The organism is Actinophytocola xinjiangensis (assembly GCF_001921215.1).
Lineage (GTDB): Bacteria > Actinomycetota > Actinomycetes > Mycobacteriales > Pseudonocardiaceae > Actinophytocola > Actinophytocola xinjiangensis.
The window spans coordinates 186,770-206,214 of record NZ_MSIF01000005.1; the positions used below are offsets into that span (position 1 = coordinate 186,770).

Here is a 19,445-nt window from a genome sequence, read left to right on the forward strand (position 1 = left end):
CTGTGCTTCTCGGGCAGGGAACGGCCTCCGATGCCACTCGACTGACTGGTATCAGGCGGTGTTTTCCCTGGTCGGCGTGGTCGATGCTGTGGTCATGATTGGCCAGACATCGACGCTCCTGCGCTGGCGTCGAACGTGGGACCGTCACCAGCACGCCTACATCTCCCTCGGGGAACTGGTCTCGAAGGCGTTGTGCATGCACGTCGGCCGAACATCGTCGTTTGTCAATAATTCCGCCAAGGCCGACCAGGCCATGACCAGCTGAACTTGGGCACGTATTAGGCACAACCAGCCGTAGAACGCCGGTCATGGTCGGACGCAGCTGGACGCAAGCGAACGGCCCGGTGACCTGTTCTTGCTGGTCACCGGGCCGTTGGCGCTGGTGTGGCGGGTGAAGGGTTCGAACCTTCGTAGCTTTCGCGACAGATTTACAGTCTGCTCCCTTTGACCGCTCGGGCAACCCGCCGGGAGTGACCTGCCGTGGCCGGTCGAGGCGAAACCATACCCAACGCTTCTGGGCGTTGGCCAACCGGTACTCCTCTGGCGGTGGCGGGGCGGAGGTAGCATCCCGGCGGGGAGGCATGGGCTTCGACGTGGAGGTGCGAGTCAGGTGGCGGATCCGTCGTTCGACGTGGTGAGCAAGGTTGACCGGCAGGAGGTCGACAACGCGCTCAACCAGGCGGCCAAGGAGCTGTCCACGCGGTTCGACTTCCGGGGGACCAACGCGTCGGTCAAGTGGGCCGGCGAGGAAGCCGTGACGGTCGAGGCCGAGACCGAGGAGCGGTGCCGGGCGGCCATCGACGTCTTCAAGGACAAGCTGGTCAAGCGGCAGATCTCGCTCAAGGCGTTCGACGTGGGCGACCCGGCCGCCTCCGGCAAGGTCTACAAGGTCACCGGGACGATCGTCCAGGGGATCTCCTCGGAGAAGGCCAAGGAGATCGCGAAGAAGATCCGGGACGAGGCACCCAAGGGCGTCCAGGCGCAGATCCAAGGGGACCAGCTGCGCGTCTCCGGCAAGAAGAAGGACCACCTGCAGGACGTGATCGCCCTGCTCAAGGGGTCCGACTTCGGGATCGCTCTGCAGTTCACGAACTATCGTTGAGCGCGTGCGGTTAGCGTGTGCGGGTCGTAACCGTCTAGTAACGGCGTCCTGCGCCGGGTTGGAAGGCTGATGAAAGGGATCATCCTCGCGGGCGGGAGCGGCACCCGGCTGCACCCGATCACCCAGGCCGTGTCCAAGCAGCTGCTGCCCGTCTACGACAAGCCGATGATCTACTACCCGATGTCGGTGCTCATGCTGGCCGGCATCCGGGAGATCCTCATCATCTCCACGCCCAACGACCTGCCCAACTTCCAGCGCCTGCTGGGCAGCGGCAACCAGTTCGGCGTCGAACTCTCCTACGCCGAACAGCCACAACCCAACGGGCTCGCCGAAGCCTTCATCATCGGCGAAAGCTTCGTCGGGGACGACGACGTCGCGCTCGTACTCGGCGACAACATCTTCTTCGGCGCCGACTTCGGCGCGGTCATGCAGGAATACGTGCACGGCATCGACGGGGCCGTGCTGTTCGGCTACCCCGTCAAGGACCCCCAGCGCTACGGCGTCGGCGAGGTCGACGCCACCGGACGACTCGTGTCCATCGAGGAAAAACCGGTCAAACCACGCTCCAACCGGGCCATCACCGGGCTCTACTTCTACGACAACAACGTCGTCAAGATCGCCAAGGAGCTCAAGCCGTCACCTCGGGGTGAACTGGAGATCACCGACGTCAACCTGCACTACCTGCGGCAAGGACGCGCCCGGCTCCTCGACCTCGGGCGCGGATTCGCCTGGCTGGACACCGGAACACACGACTCGCTGCTCGAAGCCGGACAGTTCGTCCAAGTTCTCGAACACCGGACCGGGGTCCGGATCGCCTGCCTCGAAGAAATCGCGCTCGACCGTGGGTTCATCGACGCGGACCAGTGCTTCGCCCTGGGCCGCAAACTGGCGAAGTCCGGGTACGGGGACTACGTGATGGCCATAGCCAAGGCCGCTGGGGCCACCGGGTAACGCCCGGTTGTCCACAGCCACCCCGCTCGTCGCCCAGAACTGTCGGTGGTGCTCGGTAGACTGGAAAACGGGGGGATCCCCCGGGGCCTGACCAGGCGAAACCGTGGAACTGCCGGGCCTGGCGTCCCAGGCCTGACATCCCAGCCTGGCATTCCGGTTGGCCTCCCGGGGGTGACATCCCAGCCTGGCGTCCCGGGGTTGGCCTCCCGGGGGTGACATTCCAGCCTGGCGTCCCGGGGGTGACATCCCGGGGTTGGCATCCCGTGGGCGTGAGGTTCGGTGTCGGGCCGGTGCATCTGCTGCCGGCGCCGGCCGAGATCCGCTGGGGCGCTGGGGGAGGCCGGAGTCGTCGGTGTGAGGACGTCCCGGTGGGCGGGGGCGGGAGCCGGGGCGACGGCGTGGTCAGAAGCCTCGGCGGGCCATTTCCTCCAGGCGGCGGATGCGGTCGGCCATGGGCGGGTGGGTCGAGAACATTCTGGCCACGCGCTCGCCGGGGCGGAACGGGTTGGCGATCATCAGGTGGGACTGGGAGACGACCTTCGGTTCGGGGGCCAGTGGGGCTCGGGCCGTGCCGTACTCGAGTTTGCGTAGGGCCGAGGCCAAACCGATGGGGTCGCCGGTGAGTTCGGCGCCGGACTGGTCGGCCTGGTACTCGCGGGAGCGGCTGACGGCCATCTGGACCACGCCGGCGGCGATCGGGCCGAGCAGCGCCAGCAGCAACATCGCCAGGGGGTTGGGGCGGTTCTCGCCGGAGCCGCCGAACATGCCGGCGAACATGGCCATGTTGGCCAGGACGCTGATGACGCTGGCCAGCGCGCCGGCGACGCACGAGATCAGGATGTCGCGGTTGTAGACGTGGGACAGCTCGTGGCCCAGCACGGCCCGCAGTTCCCGGTGGTCCAGGAGTTCCAGGATGCCTGTCGTGCAGCAGACCGCGGCGTTGCGCGGGTTGCGGCCGGTGGCGAACGCGTTCGGGGCCTGGGTCGGACTGACGTACAGCCTGGGCATGGGCTGGCGGGCCGAGGTGGCCAGCTCACGCACGATCCGGTACATCTCCGGCTGCTCGGCCTGCGACACCGGGCGCGCGTGCATCGCCCGCAGGGCGAGTTTGTCGGAGTTGAAGTAGGCGTAGCCGTTCATCAGCAGCGCCAGGCCGAGGCCGACGAACAGTGCGGTGCGACCGAACAGGGAGCTGATCAGGATGATCAGCGCACTCATCCCGCCCAGCAGTAAGGCCGTCTTCAGCCCGTTGTAGTGCTTGTGCACCCTGGTGCCCTCCGTCAGCTCCAGCGAACAACTCCCTTGGCCTACAACGTCCTTGGGCCGTCCGGAGTTCCACTTTGGGCTGAATGCGCAGGTCAGATGCCGGTTTCGCCGCGTCGCCAGTACGTGGTGGGGCGGACCTGGCGGCGGTCGAGGCCTCGGTCGTCGAGCAGGTGGGCACGGAGGGTGACCATCGCGGTGCGTTCGCCGGCCAGCCAGGCGTCGACTCGGCCGTCGGGCAGGTCGGCGGCGGCCACGGCGGCGGCCAGGGTGACGCCCTGGGCGCGGTGGACCCAGGTGACCGGGACCGGCAGCGGCTGTTCCTCGGTGGCGTCGTCGACCTCGACGAACACCCTGGTGACGGCGTCGCCGGGGAGGGCGTCGAGGATCGCGGCGATGGCGGGCAGCGCGGTCTCGTCGCCGGCGAGCAGGTACCAGTCGGCGGTCGGGTCCGGCTGGTAGGCGGGGGACGGGCCCACGAGGATCAGCTCGTCGCCGGGCGCGGCGTGTTTGGCCCAGTCCGACGCCGGGCCGGGCGCGTCGTGCAGGACGAAGTCGACGTCGAGCTCGTGGGTGTCGGCGTCGTACCGGCGGACGGTGTACGTCCTGGTCAGCGGCCTCACCGTGGACCAGCGGGCGCGTGCGTCGGCCAGCGTGTCTGGCAGGGTGACGCCCTCGGGGTAGAAGTAGAGCATCACGTTCTGGTCGGTGCCGGCGTAGTCGAACCCGGCGAGCGTGTCGCCGCCGACGGTGACCCGGGTGAGCCGGGGCGTGACCTGGTCGACGCGCAGGACCGGCACGCGCCAGAGCCCGGTCTCCTGGCGGCGGGATCGCCTGCGCACTGCGTTGGTACTCATCGCCGCTATCTTCCCACCGACGACCGGGAGGTGATTCCTGTGGACCTGTACACCGTCATCACGGTGAGCGACCGCCAGCGGGCCCTCGACTGGTACGGCGTGTTCTTCGGCCGGCCCGCCGACGAGGTCATCGGCGAGGAACACCTGTGGCACGTCGGCGAGAACGCCTACGTCGTCATCGACGACCGCCGCACCGGGCGCGCGACCCTCACCCTCGGGGTCACCGACCTCGACGACATCCTGGGGCGCCTGGCCGCCGCCGGCATCACCCACGACCCGGTCGAGACCTACGGCAACGGTGTGCGCCACGTCGACATCCTCGACCCGGACGGCAACAGCCTCTCACTCGCCCAGGCGACGTGACCGCGACAGCCACACCCCCGCCAACACGCCCGCGACCCCGGCGACCGTCCACGCCGGCAGCGTCTCCCCCAACACCACGAACCCCAGCCCCACCGACGCCACCGGCACCAGATAGGTGACGACCGACGCCCCCACCGCGCCCTCGGACCTGATCAGCGCGTAGTTGACCACGAACGCCAGCCCGGTCCCGACCACGCCGAGCACCGCCAGCGCCGCCCACGGCCCCGGCGCCCAGCCCGGCACCCCGGCCGTGTCCAGCGGCAACGCCAGCGCCGTGAGCCCACTGGCCGCCACGAGCTGGCCCGCCGACAGCACCGTGGGGCTGAGGTCCCGAGGCGCGAGGAACCGGCTCAGGTACTGGTAGCTCAGGCCGTAGCTGACCGCGGCGAGCAGGCAGTACAGGGCCCCGAGCGTGTCGATCGCCCCGGCCGACCACGGCGCGAAGATCGCCAGGGCGCCGCCGAACCCCAACACCAGACCGGCGACCCGCCGACCCGCGAGGCGCACCCGGCCGAACAGCAGCGTCCACAACGGGGTGGTCGCGTTCAGCGCCCCCGCCACCCCCGAGTCCACCCGCGTCTCCCCCACGGCGAACAGCAGGTACGGCACGGCGTTGGCCACCAGCGCCGCGACCACCAGGTGCCCCCAGACCCCCACCCCGCGCGGCAACCGCTCCCGCCGCACCGCCACCACGACCAGCAGCACCAGCGCGCCGAGCACCATCCGCGCCACGGTCAGCTGAACCGGGCTGAACGCCCCCAACGCCACTTTGATCCACAGAAAGTTGGATCCCCAGATCAACGCCAGCCCGGCAACCAGCACCCCGCCTGCCGACCTCACCTCAATCCCGCTCCGCACGGTCGCCCGCTCGACGATCGCCATGCTGCACCGCGACCACCCGAGTCGCCCCTTCCCGCGGCAGTCTCCTGCGATTCGTGGCCTGGTCTGCCACGGTCAGGCCCAGCAGCGCAGTAACAGGTCCAGGGCCGCCCCAGAGGTGGTCAACAGTGTGGCGCGCGGCCAGGGTGGCGTCTCGGGTACCTCGCTCCACGTCGGGTGCGTGACAGCACACAGGTACGGGGCCTTCCCTGCTTGCGCGGCCTGGTCGTCCACTCGGACCAGGACGTCGTCGCAGGCTTCGCAGGCGAGCCAGGCGGTGAGGTCCTTCCCGTGAAGCGGATGGCCAGAGCTGATCTCGGCCGCCAGTTCACGTTCCACGACGCGGCTGAAGTCGGTGCCCTCGATCACTCGCCACGGCTGGTCCTCCAGGTCGGGGTCGGGGCACCAACGCAGGTCCCCGCGGACCCGGTCGACCACACCCCAGGCTCTCGCGAGGGCCATGAGGCGGTCCCGGTCCTTTCCCGCCACGGGAACGTGTCGGTCGGACAGGACGCTGGACAGGATCTCGATCGCCAGGCCCTGCTCCGCGTGGTCCCAGTAGTCCACCGGATCACCGACGTGCGCGGTGGGCAGCAGCCGCGACAGGAAGACGATCTCGTCGCGCTCGGCGGGCTGCCCCCGGGTCACGCGCCGCAGGTTACCCGCCTGTCCGGCTGAGGCGAACCGGCTGCGGGAGGTGAAGCGACCCGTCGGCACGGTCTCAGCGGGACGTCGTCGCCGGTCACACGGAGTTGTCGACCTGGTTCCTGATCTCGAGCGTGCAGCACTTCGGGCCGCCGCCGGCCTTGCGCAGCTCGGCGATGTCCAGGAATGTCGGCTCGTAGCCGTCGGCGATGAGGCGGTCGGCCAGGTGGGTGGCTTCCAGCGGCAGCACGACGTTGCGGCCGTCGGACACGGCGTTGAGGGCGAAGCACTCGGCGTCGGCCTGGGTGGCGATGATCGCGTCGGGGAACAGGTGGCGCAGGACCTGCTGGGAGCCGGGGCTGAACGCCTCCGGGTAGTAGGCGACGTGGCCCGGTGACAGGACGCACAGGGCCGTGTCGAGGTGGTAGTAGCGGGGGTCGACCAGCTGCAACGAGACCACCGGGACGCCCAGGATCTCCTGGGCCTCGGCGTGCGCGGCCGGGTCGGTGCGGAAACCGGTGCCGGCCAGCAGGACCTCACCCGTCCAGGTGAAATCGCCCTCGGCCTCGTTGGTTCGGGTGGGCATGAACACGTCGCGGAAGCCGTGGTCGACGAACCAGCGGCGGTAGTGGTCGGCCTCGGGTGCCCGTTGCGGCGCCCGGAAGCGGGCGCCCAGGACGCGGCCGCCGACGACGGTGCCCGAGTTGGCGGCGAACACCATGTCCGGCAGGCCGGGCACCGGCTCGACGAAGTCCACCCGGTGGCCCCACCGGCGGTAGGTGTCGGCCAGTTCGGTCCACTCCTTGACCGCGACCTCGGCGTTCACCGGCTGGGTCGGGTCCATCCACGGGTTGATGGCGTACTCGACAGCGAAGTACCTCGGCTCGCACATCAGGTAGTGGCGCCTGGTTGACACGCGGGCTTCCGTCATGATTCAACGGTAAATCTCGATGGGACCAGCGATCAATGTCGTACAGGCACCTCAACGGCGGCATTATGTTGCGTATGGACACCTTGGATCAGCGAATCATTTCGCGACTCGTCGCCGACGCACGTTCTTCGTACTCCGAGATCGGGAAGGCGGTCGGTTTGTCCGCCCCGGCGGTCAAGCGGCGGGTCGACCGGCTGCTGGACACCGGCGTCCTGCGCGGGTTCACCGCGGTGGTCGATCCGGAGGCCCTCGGCTGGGGCACGGAGGCGTTCGTCGAGGTGCACTGTATGGGCAATGTCACCCCCGACCGGATCCGGGCGCGGCTGATCCCGTTACCCGAGGTCGTGGCGGCCTACAGCGTCACAGGGGCGGCCGACGCGATCGTGCATCTGCGGGCCGCCAGCATCCACCACCTGGAGGACGCGTTGGAGCGGCTGCGGGCCGTCGACATGATCGACCGGACGGTGTCGACCGTGGTGCTTTCGCGGCTGCTCGACCGGCCGCCGGCCCCCGAGGTCGCCTGACCTACGATCTGTTGCGTCGGCGAAGCCGTGGTGCGCGCCACCCCATCCCTCCCCTCTCAGACTCTGGGAGATCTGACTGTGATGTGGGACGCGAATACGCTGTAGACCAGGGAAACTCCACCAGCGGCACAGCTAGGCTCGATTGGGGGGCACGTAGCCGTGCGAGAGAGGGATCACCACACCATGGACACCAGCGTGAACGGGGGCAACGGCCAACCGGGGAGTTCCAGGCCGACCCAGGTCACGAAGCTCGACCGGGTCGTGATCAGGTTCGCCGGGGACTCCGGTGACGGTATGCAGTTGACCGGTGACCGGTTCACCTCGGAGGCGGCGGCGTTCGGGAACGACCTGGCGACGTTGCCGAACTTCCCGGCCGAGATCCGCGCGCCAGCGGGCACCCTGCCGGGTGTCTCCAGCTTCCAGCTGCACTTCGCGGACTACGACATCCTCACGCCGGGTGACCGGCCGGACGTGCTGGTCGCGATGAACCCGGCGGCGCTCAAGGCCAACATCGCCGACCTGCCCGTCGGCGGCACGGTCATCGTCAACACCGACGAGTTCTCCAAGCGGAACCTCACCAAGGTCGGGTACGAGGTCAACCCGCTGGAGGACGACTCGCTCGCCAGCTTCCAGGTCTTCGACGTCCAGATGGCCACCCTCACCCAGGGCGCGCTCAAGGAGACCGGGCTGTCGAAGAAGGACGCCGAGCGCTGCAAGAACATGTTCGCGCTCGGTCTGCTGTCGTGGATGTACCACCGGCCGACCGAGGGCACCGAGCGGTTCCTGCGGGAGAAGTTCGCCCGCAAACCCGACATCGCCGAGGCGAACGTGCTGGCCTTCCGCGCCGGCTGGAACTACGGCGAGACCACCGAGGCGTTCGCCACGACCTACGAGGTGCCGCCGGCCGCGTTCCCGCCCGGCAACTACCGGCAGATCACCGGCAACGCCGCGCTGGCCTACGGGATCGTCGCCGCCGGCCAGTGCTCCGGGCTGCCGATCCTGCTGGGCAGCTACCCGATCACCCCGGCCTCGGACATCCTGCACGAGCTGTCCCGGCACAAGAACTTCAACATCACGACCATGCAGGCCGAGGACGAGATCGCCGGCGTCGGCGCCGCCCTCGGCGCCGCCTACGGCGGGTCACTCGGCGTGACCACGACGTCCGGGCCGGGCATCGCGCTCAAGTCCGAGACGATCGGGCTCGCGGTCATGTCGGAGCTGCCGCTGCTGGTGATCGACGTGCAGCGCGGCGGTCCGTCGACCGGGCTGCCGACCAAGACCGAGCAGGCCGACCTGCTGCAGGCCATGTACGGGCGCAACGGCGAGTCGCCGGTGCCGATCATCGCCCCCCAGTCCCCCGGCGACTGCTTCGCCGCGGTGCTGGAGGCGACCAGGATCGCGCTGACCTACCGCACGCCGGTGCTGCTGCTGTCCGACGGCGCGATCGCCAACGGCTCCGAACCGTGGCTGATCCCCAACGCCGACGACCTGCCCGACCTGCGGGTCACCTTCGCCACCGAACCCAACGCGCTCGACGGGTCCGACGAGCACTGGCCCTATGTGCGGGACACCGAGACGCTGGCCCGGCAGTGGGCCATCCCGGGCACCGCCGGGCTGCAACACCGGATCGGCGGGCTGGAGAAGGCCGACGGCAAGGGCAACATCTCCTACGACCCCGACAACCACGACCGGATGACCCGCATCCGCCAGGCCAAGGTCGACGGGATCACGGTCGACGACATGGTCGTCGACGACCCGTCGGGCGACGCGCGGCTGCTGGTGCTGGGGTGGGGTTCGACGTTCGGGCCGATCGGCGCCGCGTGCCGTCGGGTCCGGGCGCAGGGGCACAAGGTCGCCCAGGCGCACCTGCGCCACCTCAACCCGTTCCCGGCCAACCTGGGTGACGTGCTGCGGTCCTACGACCGGGTCGTCATCCCGGAGATGAACCTGGGGCAGCTGGCGCTGTTGCTGCGCGGCCGGTTCCTGGTGGACGCGGTGTCCTACAACAAGGTCGCCGGTCTCCCGTTCAAGGCCGAGGAGCTCCAGCACGTCCTCACCACACACCTGAACGAACTGGAAGGAGTCCCGGCATGACCGCCGTGGACCTTGGGCTGCCGTCGTTGGGTGGCCTGGACGGTGTCCCGGGCGCTGAGGGCCCGCAGAAGGCCAAGGACTTCAAGTCGGACCAAGAAGTCCGGTGGTGCCCTGGCTGTGGTGACTACGTGGTGCTCAACGCCATGCAGTCGTTCCTGCCGTCGCTGGGACTGCGACGCGAGAACATCGTGTTCATCTCGGGGATCGGGTGTTCGTCGCGGTTCCCGTACTACATGAACACCTACGGCATGCACTCCATCCACGGCCGCGCCCCGGCCATCGCCACCGGCCTGGCGGTCACCCGACCCGACCTGTCCGTCTGGGTCGTCACCGGTGACGGGGACGCCCTGTCCATCGGCGGGAACCACCTCATCCACGCCCTGCGCCGAAACGTGAACCTCAAGATCCTGCTGTTCAACAACCGGATCTACGGCCTGACCAAAGGCCAGTACTCGCCCACCAGCGAACCCGGGAAGGTCACCAAGTCCACGCCCGTCGGATCGCTGGACCACCCGTTCAACCCGCTGTCACTGGCGATCGGCGCCGAAGCCACCTTCGTCGCGCGGACACTGGACAACGACCGCGCGCAGCTGACCAGCATCCTCACCGCCGCCGCCCAACACCGCGGCTCGGCACTGGTCGAGATCTACCAGAACTGCCCCATCTTCAACGACGGCGCCTTCGACGTCCTCAAGGAACCAGGCCAGGCCGAACAGCGACTCATCCCCCTCGAACACGGGAAACCCATCGTGTTCGGCGACCAGGCCGTCATCCGCACCGCCCACGGGCTCGACATCGCCAAGGCCGACCAGGTCAGCCCGGAAGACGTCGTCGTCCACGACGCCACCATCGACGACCCGTCCTACGCCTTCGCCCTCACCCGACTCTCCACCCAGAACCTCGACCACGTCGTCACCGGCATCTACCGCGACACCACCCGCCCCACCTACGACGACCAAGCACGACAGCAGGTGGACACGGCGGTGGCGGCGAAGACACCGAACCTCCAGGCGCTGCTCAACGGGAGCGACACCTGGACGGTCGGTTAGCGGCTACTTGGCCGCAGCCTTCTTCTTGTGGTTCCAGGCGGCGAAGCCGGCGTTCTCGGCATCGGCCGGGGTCTTGAACCAGACGTCGGCCTTCGTCCGCCCGAAGTAGGGCGACTCGGCCGTGTGGAACAGCTTCGACGAGCGCTTGCCCTTGACGGTGTACTCATCGCCAGGGGCGGCGCCGTCAGCCAACGGCTTGGCCGAACCAGGACCGAACGGGCCCTCGTCCGCCGACGCCGCGGCCGGCTCCGCCTTCGTCGCCTCAGCGGCCGGCTTCTCCGCCGCGGCGGGCTTCTCGACAGCGGGCTTCTCGACGGCGACCTCAGCGACCTCGGTGGCCGGCTCGTCGGCGGCGGCGAGGTCGGCCGTGGCCTTCTCGTCGTCCAGCCGGTTCATCGCCGGATCCGACGCCTTGCCGTCCGACTCGACCACGGGCTCGTCGGCGACCTCGGCCTTCGCGACCTCGGCCTTCGCGGGCTCGGGCTCGGTGGCCGGCTCGGCCGGGGACTCGGATGACTTTTCGGCCGTTGCCTCGGCGGACGCCTCGGTCACCGGCTTGTCGACAGGCTCGTCCGCCGACTTCTCGGTAGGCTCGTCGGCAGGCGCCTCCGTTGCCTCGGCCGGCGTCACCGCCGGCTCTGCCGTCCTCGTTGGCGACGTGACCTGCGATTCCTGCTTCGTGCGCGTGCCGAACAGCCGCTTGAACCACTTCACGGCGTCTGCCTCCTAGCGAGTAACGGTCTCAAGGCTATGGGTAGGGATCACCGGATTGGCGAGAACAATAGGGCAACGACCAACCGCCCCGGTCTCCGGCGTCACACTTAACCCACCTGCCGGAAACCGGCCCGCTCCGCGTCGGCCGCCGAGAGGAACCAGACCTCGGCCATCGTCCGCTCGTAACTGTCCGACTCCTGGGTGCAGTAGCGCATCGCGCTGGCGCTCGCCTTGACCGTGTACTCCGGCGACGGCGCGGTCCCGCCGGGGCCCGGCATCGCCGAACCCGGGCCGAACGGGCCACGGCCGGCGGTGGGGGCCGGGGCCTGGGCCGAAGCCCGAGCAGGGGCTGGGGTCGCCGTGCGCACCCGGTGCGGGGGCGGCGGAACCGGCGGCCCGTCGCCGGCCGGCACGATCGGCTCGAACAGCGCCCGGGGCGCCTCGTTCGCGCTCTGGGCAGCCGCCGGCTCGACGGTCGTGGTGGACGCGGCCGGGCCCGGCGCGGACGCCGGGGTCGAGGTCTGCACCCCGAACGGCGTTCGGCTCGGCGGCTTGGACGGCACGCGCTTGGGCAACGTGTTCTTTGGCGGCTCGGCTTGGACGGTGACCCCCGGCATGTTCTTGGGCTCCTCGGCACCCGGTGTGCTGTGATCGCCGGCGGCGCCATGCCGCCCGCTCGCGGACACCGCCTCGTCCTGGACATCGTCGGTGGTCTCGGCGGTGTGTGCGGGCACGACCTCAGTCCGGTCGTGCGCGCCGTGGTCCGACCCGGTCGCCGGTGGCGCGGGGGTCGGTGCCAGCACGGAGGTTACCTCCGGGTCCTGGCTCAACTGGTGCTTCGACTCGCCGGAAGCGTCAAGTTCTGCGAGAATGCCGCGTTCGTCGACGCCGCCGTCGCTGTCGTCAAGGTCGTCGACCAGCGCGTGGGCCGGCCCCGACGTGTCCGACTCGTCCAGCTGACGGATCAGCTCACCGGGGATCGGGTGGGTGCGCTGGGAGAACACCGTGCCGCCGTTGTCACCGTCCCTGTCAGTGTCCCTGTCACCGTCCCTGTCAGTGCCCCGGTCGGCGTCCCGGGCGGCCTCGGGGGCGACCAGTTCGGTCGCCGGCTCGATGTCGTCGACCAGACGCGAGTCGACCGGTTCCGCCGGCACCTGCGGCAGCACGGTCGTCGCCGCCGGGGAGTTCTCGTCGCGGCGCTGCGGGTCGTCGAACCAGCCGCGGTCCTTCTTGCCGGCCGGCACCTCCGGCGGCGCCTCCAGCGTGGACGTGCCGGACACGTTGATGTACTGGGTGGCCGTCGCCCGGGGGCCGTCGGACAGCTCGGTGTCGATCTCCGGCGGCGCCGTCACGGTCCCCGACCGCGACCCGGCCATGGCGTAGGCCCTCGTCAGCGGAGCCTCGTCGGACTCGGCCGGCTCCAGCTCACGGTCGTTGCCGACGAGCAGGCGACGCGGGTCGAAGTCCTCCTCGTCGTGCTGGCGGCGCGACCCGACCGGCGAGAGCGACCGGGACGAGGACTGCCCCGAGGAGGCCGGCGACTGCCGGCGCGCCCGCGCGGTCAGCTCCGCCTCCAGCTCACCGACCCGCCGCCGGGCGGGCAGGGCGACCAGCGCCCAGCACAGCACGGCCCCGAGCAGGAAGGCCAGCGAACTCCACAACCAGACCTGCCCAAAGATCGGCATGGGCCGTCTCCCTCCGCGCGCGCACCCCGGGCGCATTTCCAGGGTGCTCAGGCTACTGCGACCGGCCCGCCACCGTGCCCAGCAGGGTGAATTCGCTCAATGTGTCCGGTCGACAACGAAGCGTGCCAGCATGTCCAGGGCGTCGCGCGCCGGACAGTCCGGCACCGACACCAGCTCCGCCCGCGCCCGGTCGGCGTACCCGGTGAGCGTCTGCACCGCCTGCTCCAACGCCGGCGACTTGCGCAGCAGCGTCAACGCCTCCTCGACGGCGGCGTCGTCGCCGATCGGGCCGCCGAGCAGCTCACGCAGCCGGGGATCCGGGTCGTGGGTGTGGTCGGGGGACAGCGCGTAGAGCATCGGCAGGGTCAGCACGCCCTCGCGCAGGTCGGTGCCCGGGGTCTTGCCGGACTCGTCGGCCGGGGAGGCGATGTCGATGATGTCGTCGGAGATCTGGAACGCGGTGCCGATCAGATCGCCGTAGCGCTGCAACGCGGACGTGCACTCCTCGGACGCGCCGGAGAACATGCCGCCGTAGCGGCCGGCGGTGGCGATCAGCGACCCGGTCTTCTGGCCGATGACCGTCAGGTAGTGGTCGACCGGGTCGTCGCCGGACAGCGGGCCGACACTCTCCCGCATCTGCCCGGTGACCAGCACGCTCATCGTCTCGGCGATGATCCGGGCGGCGTCCATGCCCAGATCGGCGACCAGACCCGACGCGTGGGCGAACAGGAAGTCGCCGGTGAGGATCGCGATCGTGTTGTCCCAGCGGGCGTTCACGCTCGCCGAGCCGCGCCGCATGGTCGCCTCGTCCATCACGTCGTCGTGGTAGAGCGTGGCCAGGTGCACCAGCTCCACCGACGCGGCCGCGGTGATCACGTGCTCGGTGACCTCGCCACCGACCTTGGCCGCCAGCAGCGTGAACAGCGGCCGGAAGCGTTTGCCACCCGCCTTGACCAGGTGGGTCGCCGCGTCGTTGACGAACGCGATGTCGCTGTGCACGACCTGGGTGAGCATGCCCTCGACCCGGGCCAGCCCGTCGGTGACGTCCGCGACGAGAGCGGGGTCGGCGTTGTCGAGGCCGAGCGAGGCGGGCAGCCGTGGCAGGGCCTGGTCTGGTATCACGTCGGCATCGCTCCCCACTCGAACTCCCCTGGATACCAAGCCTAATGTCCGTTCGGTGAACACACCCCACGTAGGGCGGCCCCGGGTGGCGATGCTCACCCGGGGCCGCCCTGTGCGGAAGATCCTCGTTACCGCAGCGCGAACGTGCCGGCGTCGGCCCAGTCGAGGGCGAAGGCCGGGACCAGGCCCAGCAGCAGCGTCACCACGACGCCCAGGGTGATCGCCGCGGTGGTGAACGCGCCGGGCACGGTCACCGTCGGGCCGTCGGGGGCCGGCTCGCTGAAGTACATCAGCACGATCACCCGCAGGTAGAAGAACGCCGCCACCGCCGAGGCGATCAGCGCCACGACCACCAGCGGGGCCATGCCGTCGGACAGCGCCGCCGAGAACACCACGAACTTGCCGATGAACCCGGACGTCAACGGTATGCCGGCCATCGCGAGCAGCAGGAACGCGAACACCCCGGCCACCAGCGGCGAGCGTTTCGCCAGCCCCGCCCACTGCGACAGATGGGTCGCCTCGCCGTCGGCGTCGCGGACCAGCGAGACCACGCCGAACGCGGCGAGCGTGGTGAAGCCGTAGGTCAGCAGGTAGAACAGCGTCGAGGACAGGCCGTCCTCGTTGAGCACGATCGCGCCGACCATCATGAAGCCGGCGTGCGCGATCGACGAGTAGGCGATCATCCGCTTGATGTCGGTCTGGGTCAGGCCGAGCACCGCGCCGATGACCATCGACACGATCGCCACACCCCACAGCACGCCGCGCCACTCCCACTGCGTCGACTCCAGGCCGACCTGGAGCACCCGCAGGATCGCGCCGAACGCGGCGACCTTCGTACAGGCCGCCATGAACGCCGTGATCGGGGTCGGCGCGCCCTGGTAGACGTCCGGTGTCCAGGCGTGGAACGGGCCGACCGAGCCCTTGAACAGCAGGCCGACGATCAGCAGTGCCATGCCGGCGAACAGCAGCGTGTCCGAGCGGTCCGAGCCGGCGGCGGCGTTGGCGATGTCGGCCAGGCGCACCGAGCCGGCGTAGCCGTAGAGCAGGGCCAGGCCGTAGAGGAAGAACGCCGAGGCGAACGCACCGAGCAGGAAGTACTTGACCGCCGCCTCCTGGGAGAGCAGCCGGCGCCGGCGGGCCAGGCCACACATCAGGTACAGCGGCAGGCTCAGCACCTCGAGCGCGACGAACATCGTCAGCAGGTCGTTGGCCGCGCAGAAGGTCATCATGCCGCCGAGCGCGAACAGCGTCAGCGGGAAGACCTCGGTCTGCATCTGGAAGCGGGCCGCGTCGCGGCGGTGCGGCTGGGCGCCGAGCCGCTGCTCGCGGTCCTGCTTGGTGCCGGGGCGCACGGCGGCCTGGGCGACCAGCGCGCCGCCCGGCTCGACCGAACGGTCGGCGATCATCAGCACCGCGCCCAGCGCGAGCGCCAGCAGCGTGCCCCACAGGAACAGCGCCGGCCGGTCGATGGCCAGCGAGTCGGACAGGGTCAGCTCACCCTCGGCCGGCGCGTCGGACAGGTACAGCGCCATCGCCGCACCGGCGCCGACCACGGCCAGCAGCGTGAGGAACACCTGGGCGCTCCACCGCTGGTGCCGGGGCAGGAACGCCTCCAGCAGCACGCCGATGCAGGCCGCGCCGATGATGATCAGCAGCGGCATGATCGCGCCGTAGTTGATCGGCGCCAGCGTCTCCTTGTCGGGCGGGTCCTGCGCGAGCAGGAGGACCGACGTCAGTGCGGACAACTCAGTTGCCTCCGTCCGAGATACCGACCGACTGGAGTGTTGCGTCGACCGACGGGGTGACCACGTCGATCACCGGCGCCGGGTAGAACCCGAGCCCGATGACCAGGACCACCAGCGGGGCCAACACCAACTTCTCCCTGCCGTTCAGGTCGAAGATCGCCTTGCGCGCGCCGACCTCCGGGGCGAGCGCGGTACCCGGCCCGCCGGCCACGTTGACCAGCGCGCTGCCACGCACCGGGCCGTGGAAGATCCGCTGGTAGAGCCACAGCACGTAGAGCGCGGCGAGGACCATGCCGATCGTGGCCAGGATCGTGTACACCGGCTCCGGGCCGTAGGCGCCGATCAGCACCAGGAACTCGCTGATGAACGAGTTGGTGCCGGGGAGCGACAGCGTGGACAGCCCGGCGAGCAGGAACACGCCGGCCAGCGCCGGGGTGATCTTGGCCAGGCCGCCGTAGTCCGAGATCAGCGAGGAGCCGCCGCGGGCGATGACCATGCCGATCACCAGGATCAGCATGCCGGTCGAGATCGAGTGGTTGACCATGTAGGTCACCGCGCCGACCTCGGCCTGGGCGGTGAACGCGAACACGCCGATCGCGATGAAGCCGAAGTGCGCGATCGAGACGTAGGCGATGAACCGCTTCATGTCCCGCTGCATGGTCGCCAGCAGCGCGCCGTAGAGCACGCCCGCGACACCCATCACCAGCACCAGCGGCGCCAGCTCGACGGCCGCGTCGGGGGTCATCGGCAGCAGGTAGCGCAGGAAACCGAACGTGCCGACCTTGTCCAGGATGCCGACCAGCAGCACCGCGACACCGATCGGCGCCTCGGCGGCGGCGTCGGGCAGCCACGTGTGCAGCGGCACCAGCGGCGCCTTCACCGCAAACGCGAGGAAGAAGCCGAGGAAGATCCAGATCTGGTTGGACAGCGGCGCGTTCGACACGACCTCGACCAGCGTCGCCCAGTCGAAGGTGCCCTTGCCCAGCTCGTCGGAGGCCAGCGAGTACGCGCCGATCGCGGAGGCCAGCATGATCAGGCCGCCGAGGAACGAGTACAGGAAGAACTTGACCGCCGCGTACTGCCGCCGGGCCCCGCCGTAGTTCCCGATCAGGAAGTACATCGGGATCAGCATGATCTCGAACAGCACGTAGAACAGGAACACGTCGGTCGCGGCGAACACGCCGATGGTGATCGCCTGCTGGAGCAGGATCAGCGACAGGAACCCGCCGGCGGTGCGCTGCGCCGGCAGCTTCTCCGCCCAGCCGAAGCCGATCACCAGCGGCACCAGCAGCGCGGTGACCGCCACCATCACCAGCGCGATGCCGTCCACGCCGAAGGCGATGTGCACGCCGAAGGCCGGGATCCAGTCCAGCGAGAAGTGCTGCTGGAACCGCTCGGCCGACGGGTCGTAGTCGATCCACGCCACGACCGCGACCGCCAGCTCGACCAGCGCGAAACCCAACGCCGTCTGCTTGGCGAGCTTGTCGTTGTCACGCAGCAGCGCCACCACGATGGCGCCGGCCAGCGGGATCAGCAGAAGCGCGACGAGCAGCGCCGCGCCGGAACTCGAGGTCATCAGGCGTACCTCACTGCAAGGAATGCGACCAGGATCAGGACCGTGCCGCCGAGGATGGAGGCCGCGTAGGAGCGGACGAAGCCGGTCTGCATCCGGCGCAGCCTCCCGGAGCTGCCGCCGAGCGCGGCGGCGATGCCGTTCACCAGCCCGTCAACTCCCTTGTTGTCCACGTAGACCAGCGCCCGCGCGAGCCAGGTGCCCGGCTTGGCGACCAGGGCCTCGTTGAGGGCGTTGCCGTACAGGTCCTTCCTGGCCGCGCGGACCGGGAAGGACACCGGGTCGGGCTTGACCACCGGCACGTCGCGCCGGCCGACGACCAGCCAGGCGATCAGCACGCCCAGCAGCGACAGCGCCACCGTCAACCACGGCACCAGCGAGTGCGGGATGACCGTGTGCTCGGCCTCGGCGAGCGTGCCCAGCGAGGGCGAGAGCCATTCGGCGAGGGTGTCGCCGCTGGCGAAGAACCAGCCGGCGGCCACCGAACCGATCGCCAGGACGACCATCGGCGCGGTCATCACCACCGGCGACTCGTGCGGGTGGAAGTCCCGGCCGTCCTCGCTCTTGAGCTCCTTCCAGCGCTGCTTGCCGAAGAAGGTCATCAGCATCAGCCTGGTCATGTAGAACGCGGTCAGCCCAGCCGCGATCAGTGCCGCGCCGCCGAAGACCCAGCCGCGCCAGCCCTCCTCGCCGAAGGCCGCCTCGATGATCGCGTCCTTGGAGAAGAAGCCGGAGAACGGCGGGATGCCGATCAGCGCCAGGTAGCCCAGGCCGAAGGTGGCGAACGTGACCGGCATGATCTTGGCCAGTCCGCCGTACTTGCGCATGTCGACCTCGTCGTTCATGGCGTGCATGACCGACCCGGCGCCGAGGAACAACCCGGCCTTGAAGAAGCCGTGGGTGAGCAGGTGCATGATGCCCAGCGCGAACCCGAACGGTCCGAGACCCACGGCCAGCATCATGTAGCCGATCTGGCTGACCGTGGAGTACGCGAGCACTTTCTTGATGTCGTCGTAGGCGCAGCCGATGATCGCCCCGATGAGCAGCGTCAGCGCGCCGATGATGACCACGACCAGCCGGCCGTCCTCGCTGGCCATGTAGATCGGGTTGGACCGGGCGACCAGGTACACGCCGGCGGTGACCATCGTCGCCGCGTGGATCAGGGCCGAGACCGGGGTCGGGCCCTCCATTGCGTCGGGCAACCACGCCTGGAGCGGGAACTGGCCGGACTTGCCGCACGCGCCGAGCAGCAGCAACAGCGTCAGCGCGGTGATCGTGGCGCCGGAGAGCTGGTCGATGCCGGCGAAGACCTCGGTGTACTGGGTCGTGCCCAGCTCGGCGAACATGATGAAGATCGCCAGTGCCAGGCCGACGTCGCCGACCCGGTTCATCAGGAAGGCCTTCTTGGCCGCGGTCGCCGCCGACGGGCGGTTGGTGTACCACCCGATCAGCAGGTACGAGGCGAGACCGACGCCCTCCCAGCCCAGGTACAGGGTCACGAACCCGTTGCCCAGCACCAGGATCAGCATCGCGGCGACGAACAGGTTGAAGTACCCGAAGAAGCGCCGGCGGTCGGGGTCGTCGGCCATGTAGCCGATCGAGTAGATGTGGATCAGCGCGCCGACACCGGTGATCAGCAGCACGAAGCTGATCGACAGCGGGTCGATCCGCAGCCCGAACTCGACCTGGAGCTGCTCGACCGGGATCCAGTCGAACAGCGACACGTTCTGTACGCGCTCGCCCTCGGCCATGCCGGTGGAGGAGAAGAACAGCATCAGGCCGTAGACGAACGACGCCACCACGGTCAGGGTGCCGAGCAGGTGCCCCCACGCGTTGGTGGCCTTCCCGCCGAGCAGCAGCACGGCGGCGCCGGCCAGCGGGAACAGGACCAGCAGCCAGGCCGAACCGGCGAGGCCACCGGACACCTCGGTTACCTCGGCGACCTGCT

Annotated in this window: 18 protein-coding genes and 1 tRNA gene; 7 read left to right on the plus strand and 12 right to left on the minus strand. The window is 69.5% G+C overall.

Annotated features, from left to right (window positions below; translation table 11 throughout):
- The first annotated feature begins 58 nt into the window (after positions 1–58).
- Entirely contained in the window at positions 59–265 is a 207-nt protein-coding gene (locus BLA60_RS13465) for a hypothetical protein (protein WP_075133181.1), read from the plus strand.
- A 120-nt stretch (positions 266–385) separates the two neighbouring features.
- On the opposite strand, the gene BLA60_RS13470 is transcribed toward BLA60_RS13465, so the two are convergent.
- Positions 386–466, minus strand: a tRNA-Tyr gene (locus tag BLA60_RS13470).
- A gap of 144 nt (positions 467–610) precedes the next feature.
- Between BLA60_RS13470 and BLA60_RS13475 the strand changes: the two genes are divergently transcribed.
- Both BLA60_RS13475 and rfbA read left to right on the plus strand, forming a co-directional pair.
- The gene (locus tag BLA60_RS13475; protein ID WP_075133182.1) at positions 611–1,102 is read left to right on the plus strand and encodes a YajQ family cyclic di-GMP-binding protein; all 492 of its coding nucleotides are present in this window, start codon (positions 611–613) and stop codon (positions 1,100–1,102) included.
- Between the two features lie 69 nt (positions 1,103–1,171).
- On the plus strand, positions 1,172–2,053 hold the full coding sequence (gene rfbA / locus BLA60_RS13480) for a glucose-1-phosphate thymidylyltransferase RfbA (RefSeq protein WP_075133183.1): 882 nt from the start codon (positions 1,172–1,174) through the stop codon (positions 2,051–2,053).
- Positions 2,054–2,455: 402 nt separating this feature from the next.
- Here the strand turns inward: rfbA and htpX are convergent, their stop codons facing one another.
- Both htpX and BLA60_RS13490 read right to left on the minus strand, forming a co-directional pair.
- The gene (gene htpX, locus BLA60_RS13485; protein ID WP_075133184.1) at positions 2,456–3,319 is read right to left on the minus strand and encodes a zinc metalloprotease HtpX; all 864 of its coding nucleotides are present in this window, start codon (positions 3,317–3,319) and stop codon (positions 2,456–2,458) included.
- A gap of 92 nt (positions 3,320–3,411) precedes the next feature.
- Complete coding sequence (locus BLA60_RS13490; RefSeq protein ID WP_075133185.1) at positions 3,412–4,173, minus strand: siderophore-interacting protein; 762 nt, start codon at positions 4,171–4,173, stop codon at positions 3,412–3,414.
- Between the two features lie 39 nt (positions 4,174–4,212).
- Here BLA60_RS13490 and BLA60_RS13495 point away from each other — a divergent pair, with 39 nt between their 5' ends.
- Positions 4,213–4,536 carry a VOC family protein gene (locus BLA60_RS13495; RefSeq protein WP_075133186.1) on the plus strand — a complete coding sequence of 108 codons (324 nt, stop codon included), beginning with the start codon at positions 4,213–4,215 and terminating at the stop codon, positions 4,534–4,536.
- Here BLA60_RS13495 and BLA60_RS13500 read toward each other — a convergent pair.
- The 3 genes from BLA60_RS13500 to ddaH all read right to left on the minus strand — a co-directional run bounded on the left by BLA60_RS13500 (position 4,516) and on the right by ddaH (position 6,991).
- A complete protein-coding gene (locus tag BLA60_RS13500) occupies positions 4,516–5,418 on the minus strand; it encodes a DMT family transporter (protein WP_075133187.1) in 903 nt (300 codons plus the stop codon). The genes BLA60_RS13495 and BLA60_RS13500 overlap by 21 nt on opposite strands.
- Positions 5,419–5,490: 72 nt before the next feature.
- Positions 5,491–6,063 (minus strand): hypothetical protein, encoded by a 573-nt coding sequence (locus BLA60_RS13505; RefSeq protein WP_154814326.1) that lies wholly within the window; start codon positions 6,061–6,063, stop codon positions 5,491–5,493.
- Positions 6,064–6,157: 94 nt separating this feature from the next.
- Complete coding sequence (gene ddaH / locus BLA60_RS13510; protein WP_075133189.1) at positions 6,158–6,991, minus strand: dimethylargininase; 834 nt, start codon at positions 6,989–6,991, stop codon at positions 6,158–6,160.
- Positions 6,992–7,065: 74 nt separating this feature from the next.
- On the opposite strand from ddaH, the gene BLA60_RS13515 reads away from it, so the two are divergent.
- The 3 genes from BLA60_RS13515 (at position 7,066) to BLA60_RS13525 (ending at position 10,658) form a co-directional block, all read left to right on the plus strand.
- A complete protein-coding gene (locus BLA60_RS13515; RefSeq protein WP_075133190.1) occupies positions 7,066–7,515 on the plus strand; it encodes an Lrp/AsnC family transcriptional regulator in 450 nt (149 codons plus the stop codon).
- Positions 7,516–7,698: 183 nt separating this feature from the next.
- The gene (locus BLA60_RS13520) at positions 7,699–9,609 is read left to right on the plus strand and encodes a 2-oxoacid:acceptor oxidoreductase subunit alpha (protein WP_075133191.1); all 1,911 of its coding nucleotides are present in this window, start codon (positions 7,699–7,701) and stop codon (positions 9,607–9,609) included.
- Positions 9,606–10,658 carry a 2-oxoacid:ferredoxin oxidoreductase subunit beta gene (locus tag BLA60_RS13525; RefSeq protein ID WP_075133192.1) on the plus strand — a complete coding sequence of 351 codons (1,053 nt, stop codon included), beginning with the start codon at positions 9,606–9,608 and terminating at the stop codon, positions 10,656–10,658. Before BLA60_RS13520 ends, BLA60_RS13525 begins: the two co-directional genes overlap by 4 nt.
- Before the next feature lie 3 nt (positions 10,659–10,661).
- Here BLA60_RS13525 and BLA60_RS13530 read toward each other — a convergent pair whose 3' ends face one another.
- From BLA60_RS13530 to nuoL, 6 genes are all read right to left on the minus strand, one after another.
- Positions 10,662–11,372 (minus strand): sunset domain-containing protein, encoded by a 711-nt coding sequence (locus tag BLA60_RS13530; protein WP_075133193.1) that lies wholly within the window; start codon positions 11,370–11,372, stop codon positions 10,662–10,664.
- A gap of 107 nt (positions 11,373–11,479) precedes the next feature.
- Positions 11,480–13,057, minus strand: a complete 1,578-nt coding sequence (locus BLA60_RS13535; RefSeq protein ID WP_075133194.1) for a sunset domain-containing protein — start codon at positions 13,055–13,057, stop codon at positions 11,480–11,482.
- Positions 13,058–13,153: 96 nt separating this feature from the next.
- Positions 13,154–14,176 (minus strand): polyprenyl synthetase family protein, encoded by a 1,023-nt coding sequence (locus BLA60_RS13540; protein ID WP_425427058.1) that lies wholly within the window; start codon positions 14,174–14,176, stop codon positions 13,154–13,156.
- A gap of 131 nt (positions 14,177–14,307) precedes the next feature.
- On the minus strand, positions 14,308–15,915 hold the full coding sequence (gene nuoN, locus BLA60_RS13545) for an NADH-quinone oxidoreductase subunit NuoN (protein WP_075133385.1): 1,608 nt from the start codon (positions 15,913–15,915) through the stop codon (positions 14,308–14,310).
- A gap of 10 nt (positions 15,916–15,925) precedes the next feature.
- On the minus strand, positions 15,926–17,500 hold the full coding sequence (locus BLA60_RS13550; RefSeq protein WP_075133196.1) for an NADH-quinone oxidoreductase subunit M: 1,575 nt from the start codon (positions 17,498–17,500) through the stop codon (positions 15,926–15,928).
- Positions 17,500–19,422, minus strand: a complete 1,923-nt coding sequence (gene nuoL, locus BLA60_RS13555; RefSeq protein WP_075133386.1) for an NADH-quinone oxidoreductase subunit L — start codon at positions 19,420–19,422, stop codon at positions 17,500–17,502. Before nuoL ends, BLA60_RS13550 begins: the two co-directional genes overlap by 1 nt.
- Between the last annotated feature and the right edge of the window lie 23 nt (positions 19,423–19,445).

Coding starts and splice junctions, on each gene's coding strand:
- BLA60_RS13500 (WP_075133187.1), bottom strand. CDS start 5,418: ATGGCGATCGTCGAGCGGGCGACCGTGCGGAGCGGGATTGAGGTGAGG.
- BLA60_RS13550 (WP_075133196.1), bottom strand. CDS start 17,500: ATGACCTCGAGTTCCGGCGCGGCGCTGCTCGTCGCGCTTCTGCTGATC.
- BLA60_RS13520 (WP_075133191.1), top strand. CDS start 7,699: ATGGACACCAGCGTGAACGGGGGCAACGGCCAACCGGGGAGTTCCAGG.
- BLA60_RS13490 (WP_075133185.1), bottom strand. CDS start 4,173: ATGAGTACCAACGCAGTGCGCAGGCGATCCCGCCGCCAGGAGACCGGG.
- ddaH (WP_075133189.1), bottom strand. CDS start 6,991: ATGACGGAAGCCCGCGTGTCAACCAGGCGCCACTACCTGATGTGCGAG.
- BLA60_RS13515 (WP_075133190.1), top strand. CDS start 7,066: ATGGACACCTTGGATCAGCGAATCATTTCGCGACTCGTCGCCGACGCA.
- BLA60_RS13525 (WP_075133192.1), top strand. CDS start 9,606: ATGACCGCCGTGGACCTTGGGCTGCCGTCGTTGGGTGGCCTGGACGGT.
- BLA60_RS13535 (WP_075133194.1), bottom strand. CDS start 13,057: ATGCCGATCTTTGGGCAGGTCTGGTTGTGGAGTTCGCTGGCCTTCCTG.
- rfbA (WP_075133183.1), top strand. CDS start 1,172: ATGAAAGGGATCATCCTCGCGGGCGGGAGCGGCACCCGGCTGCACCCG.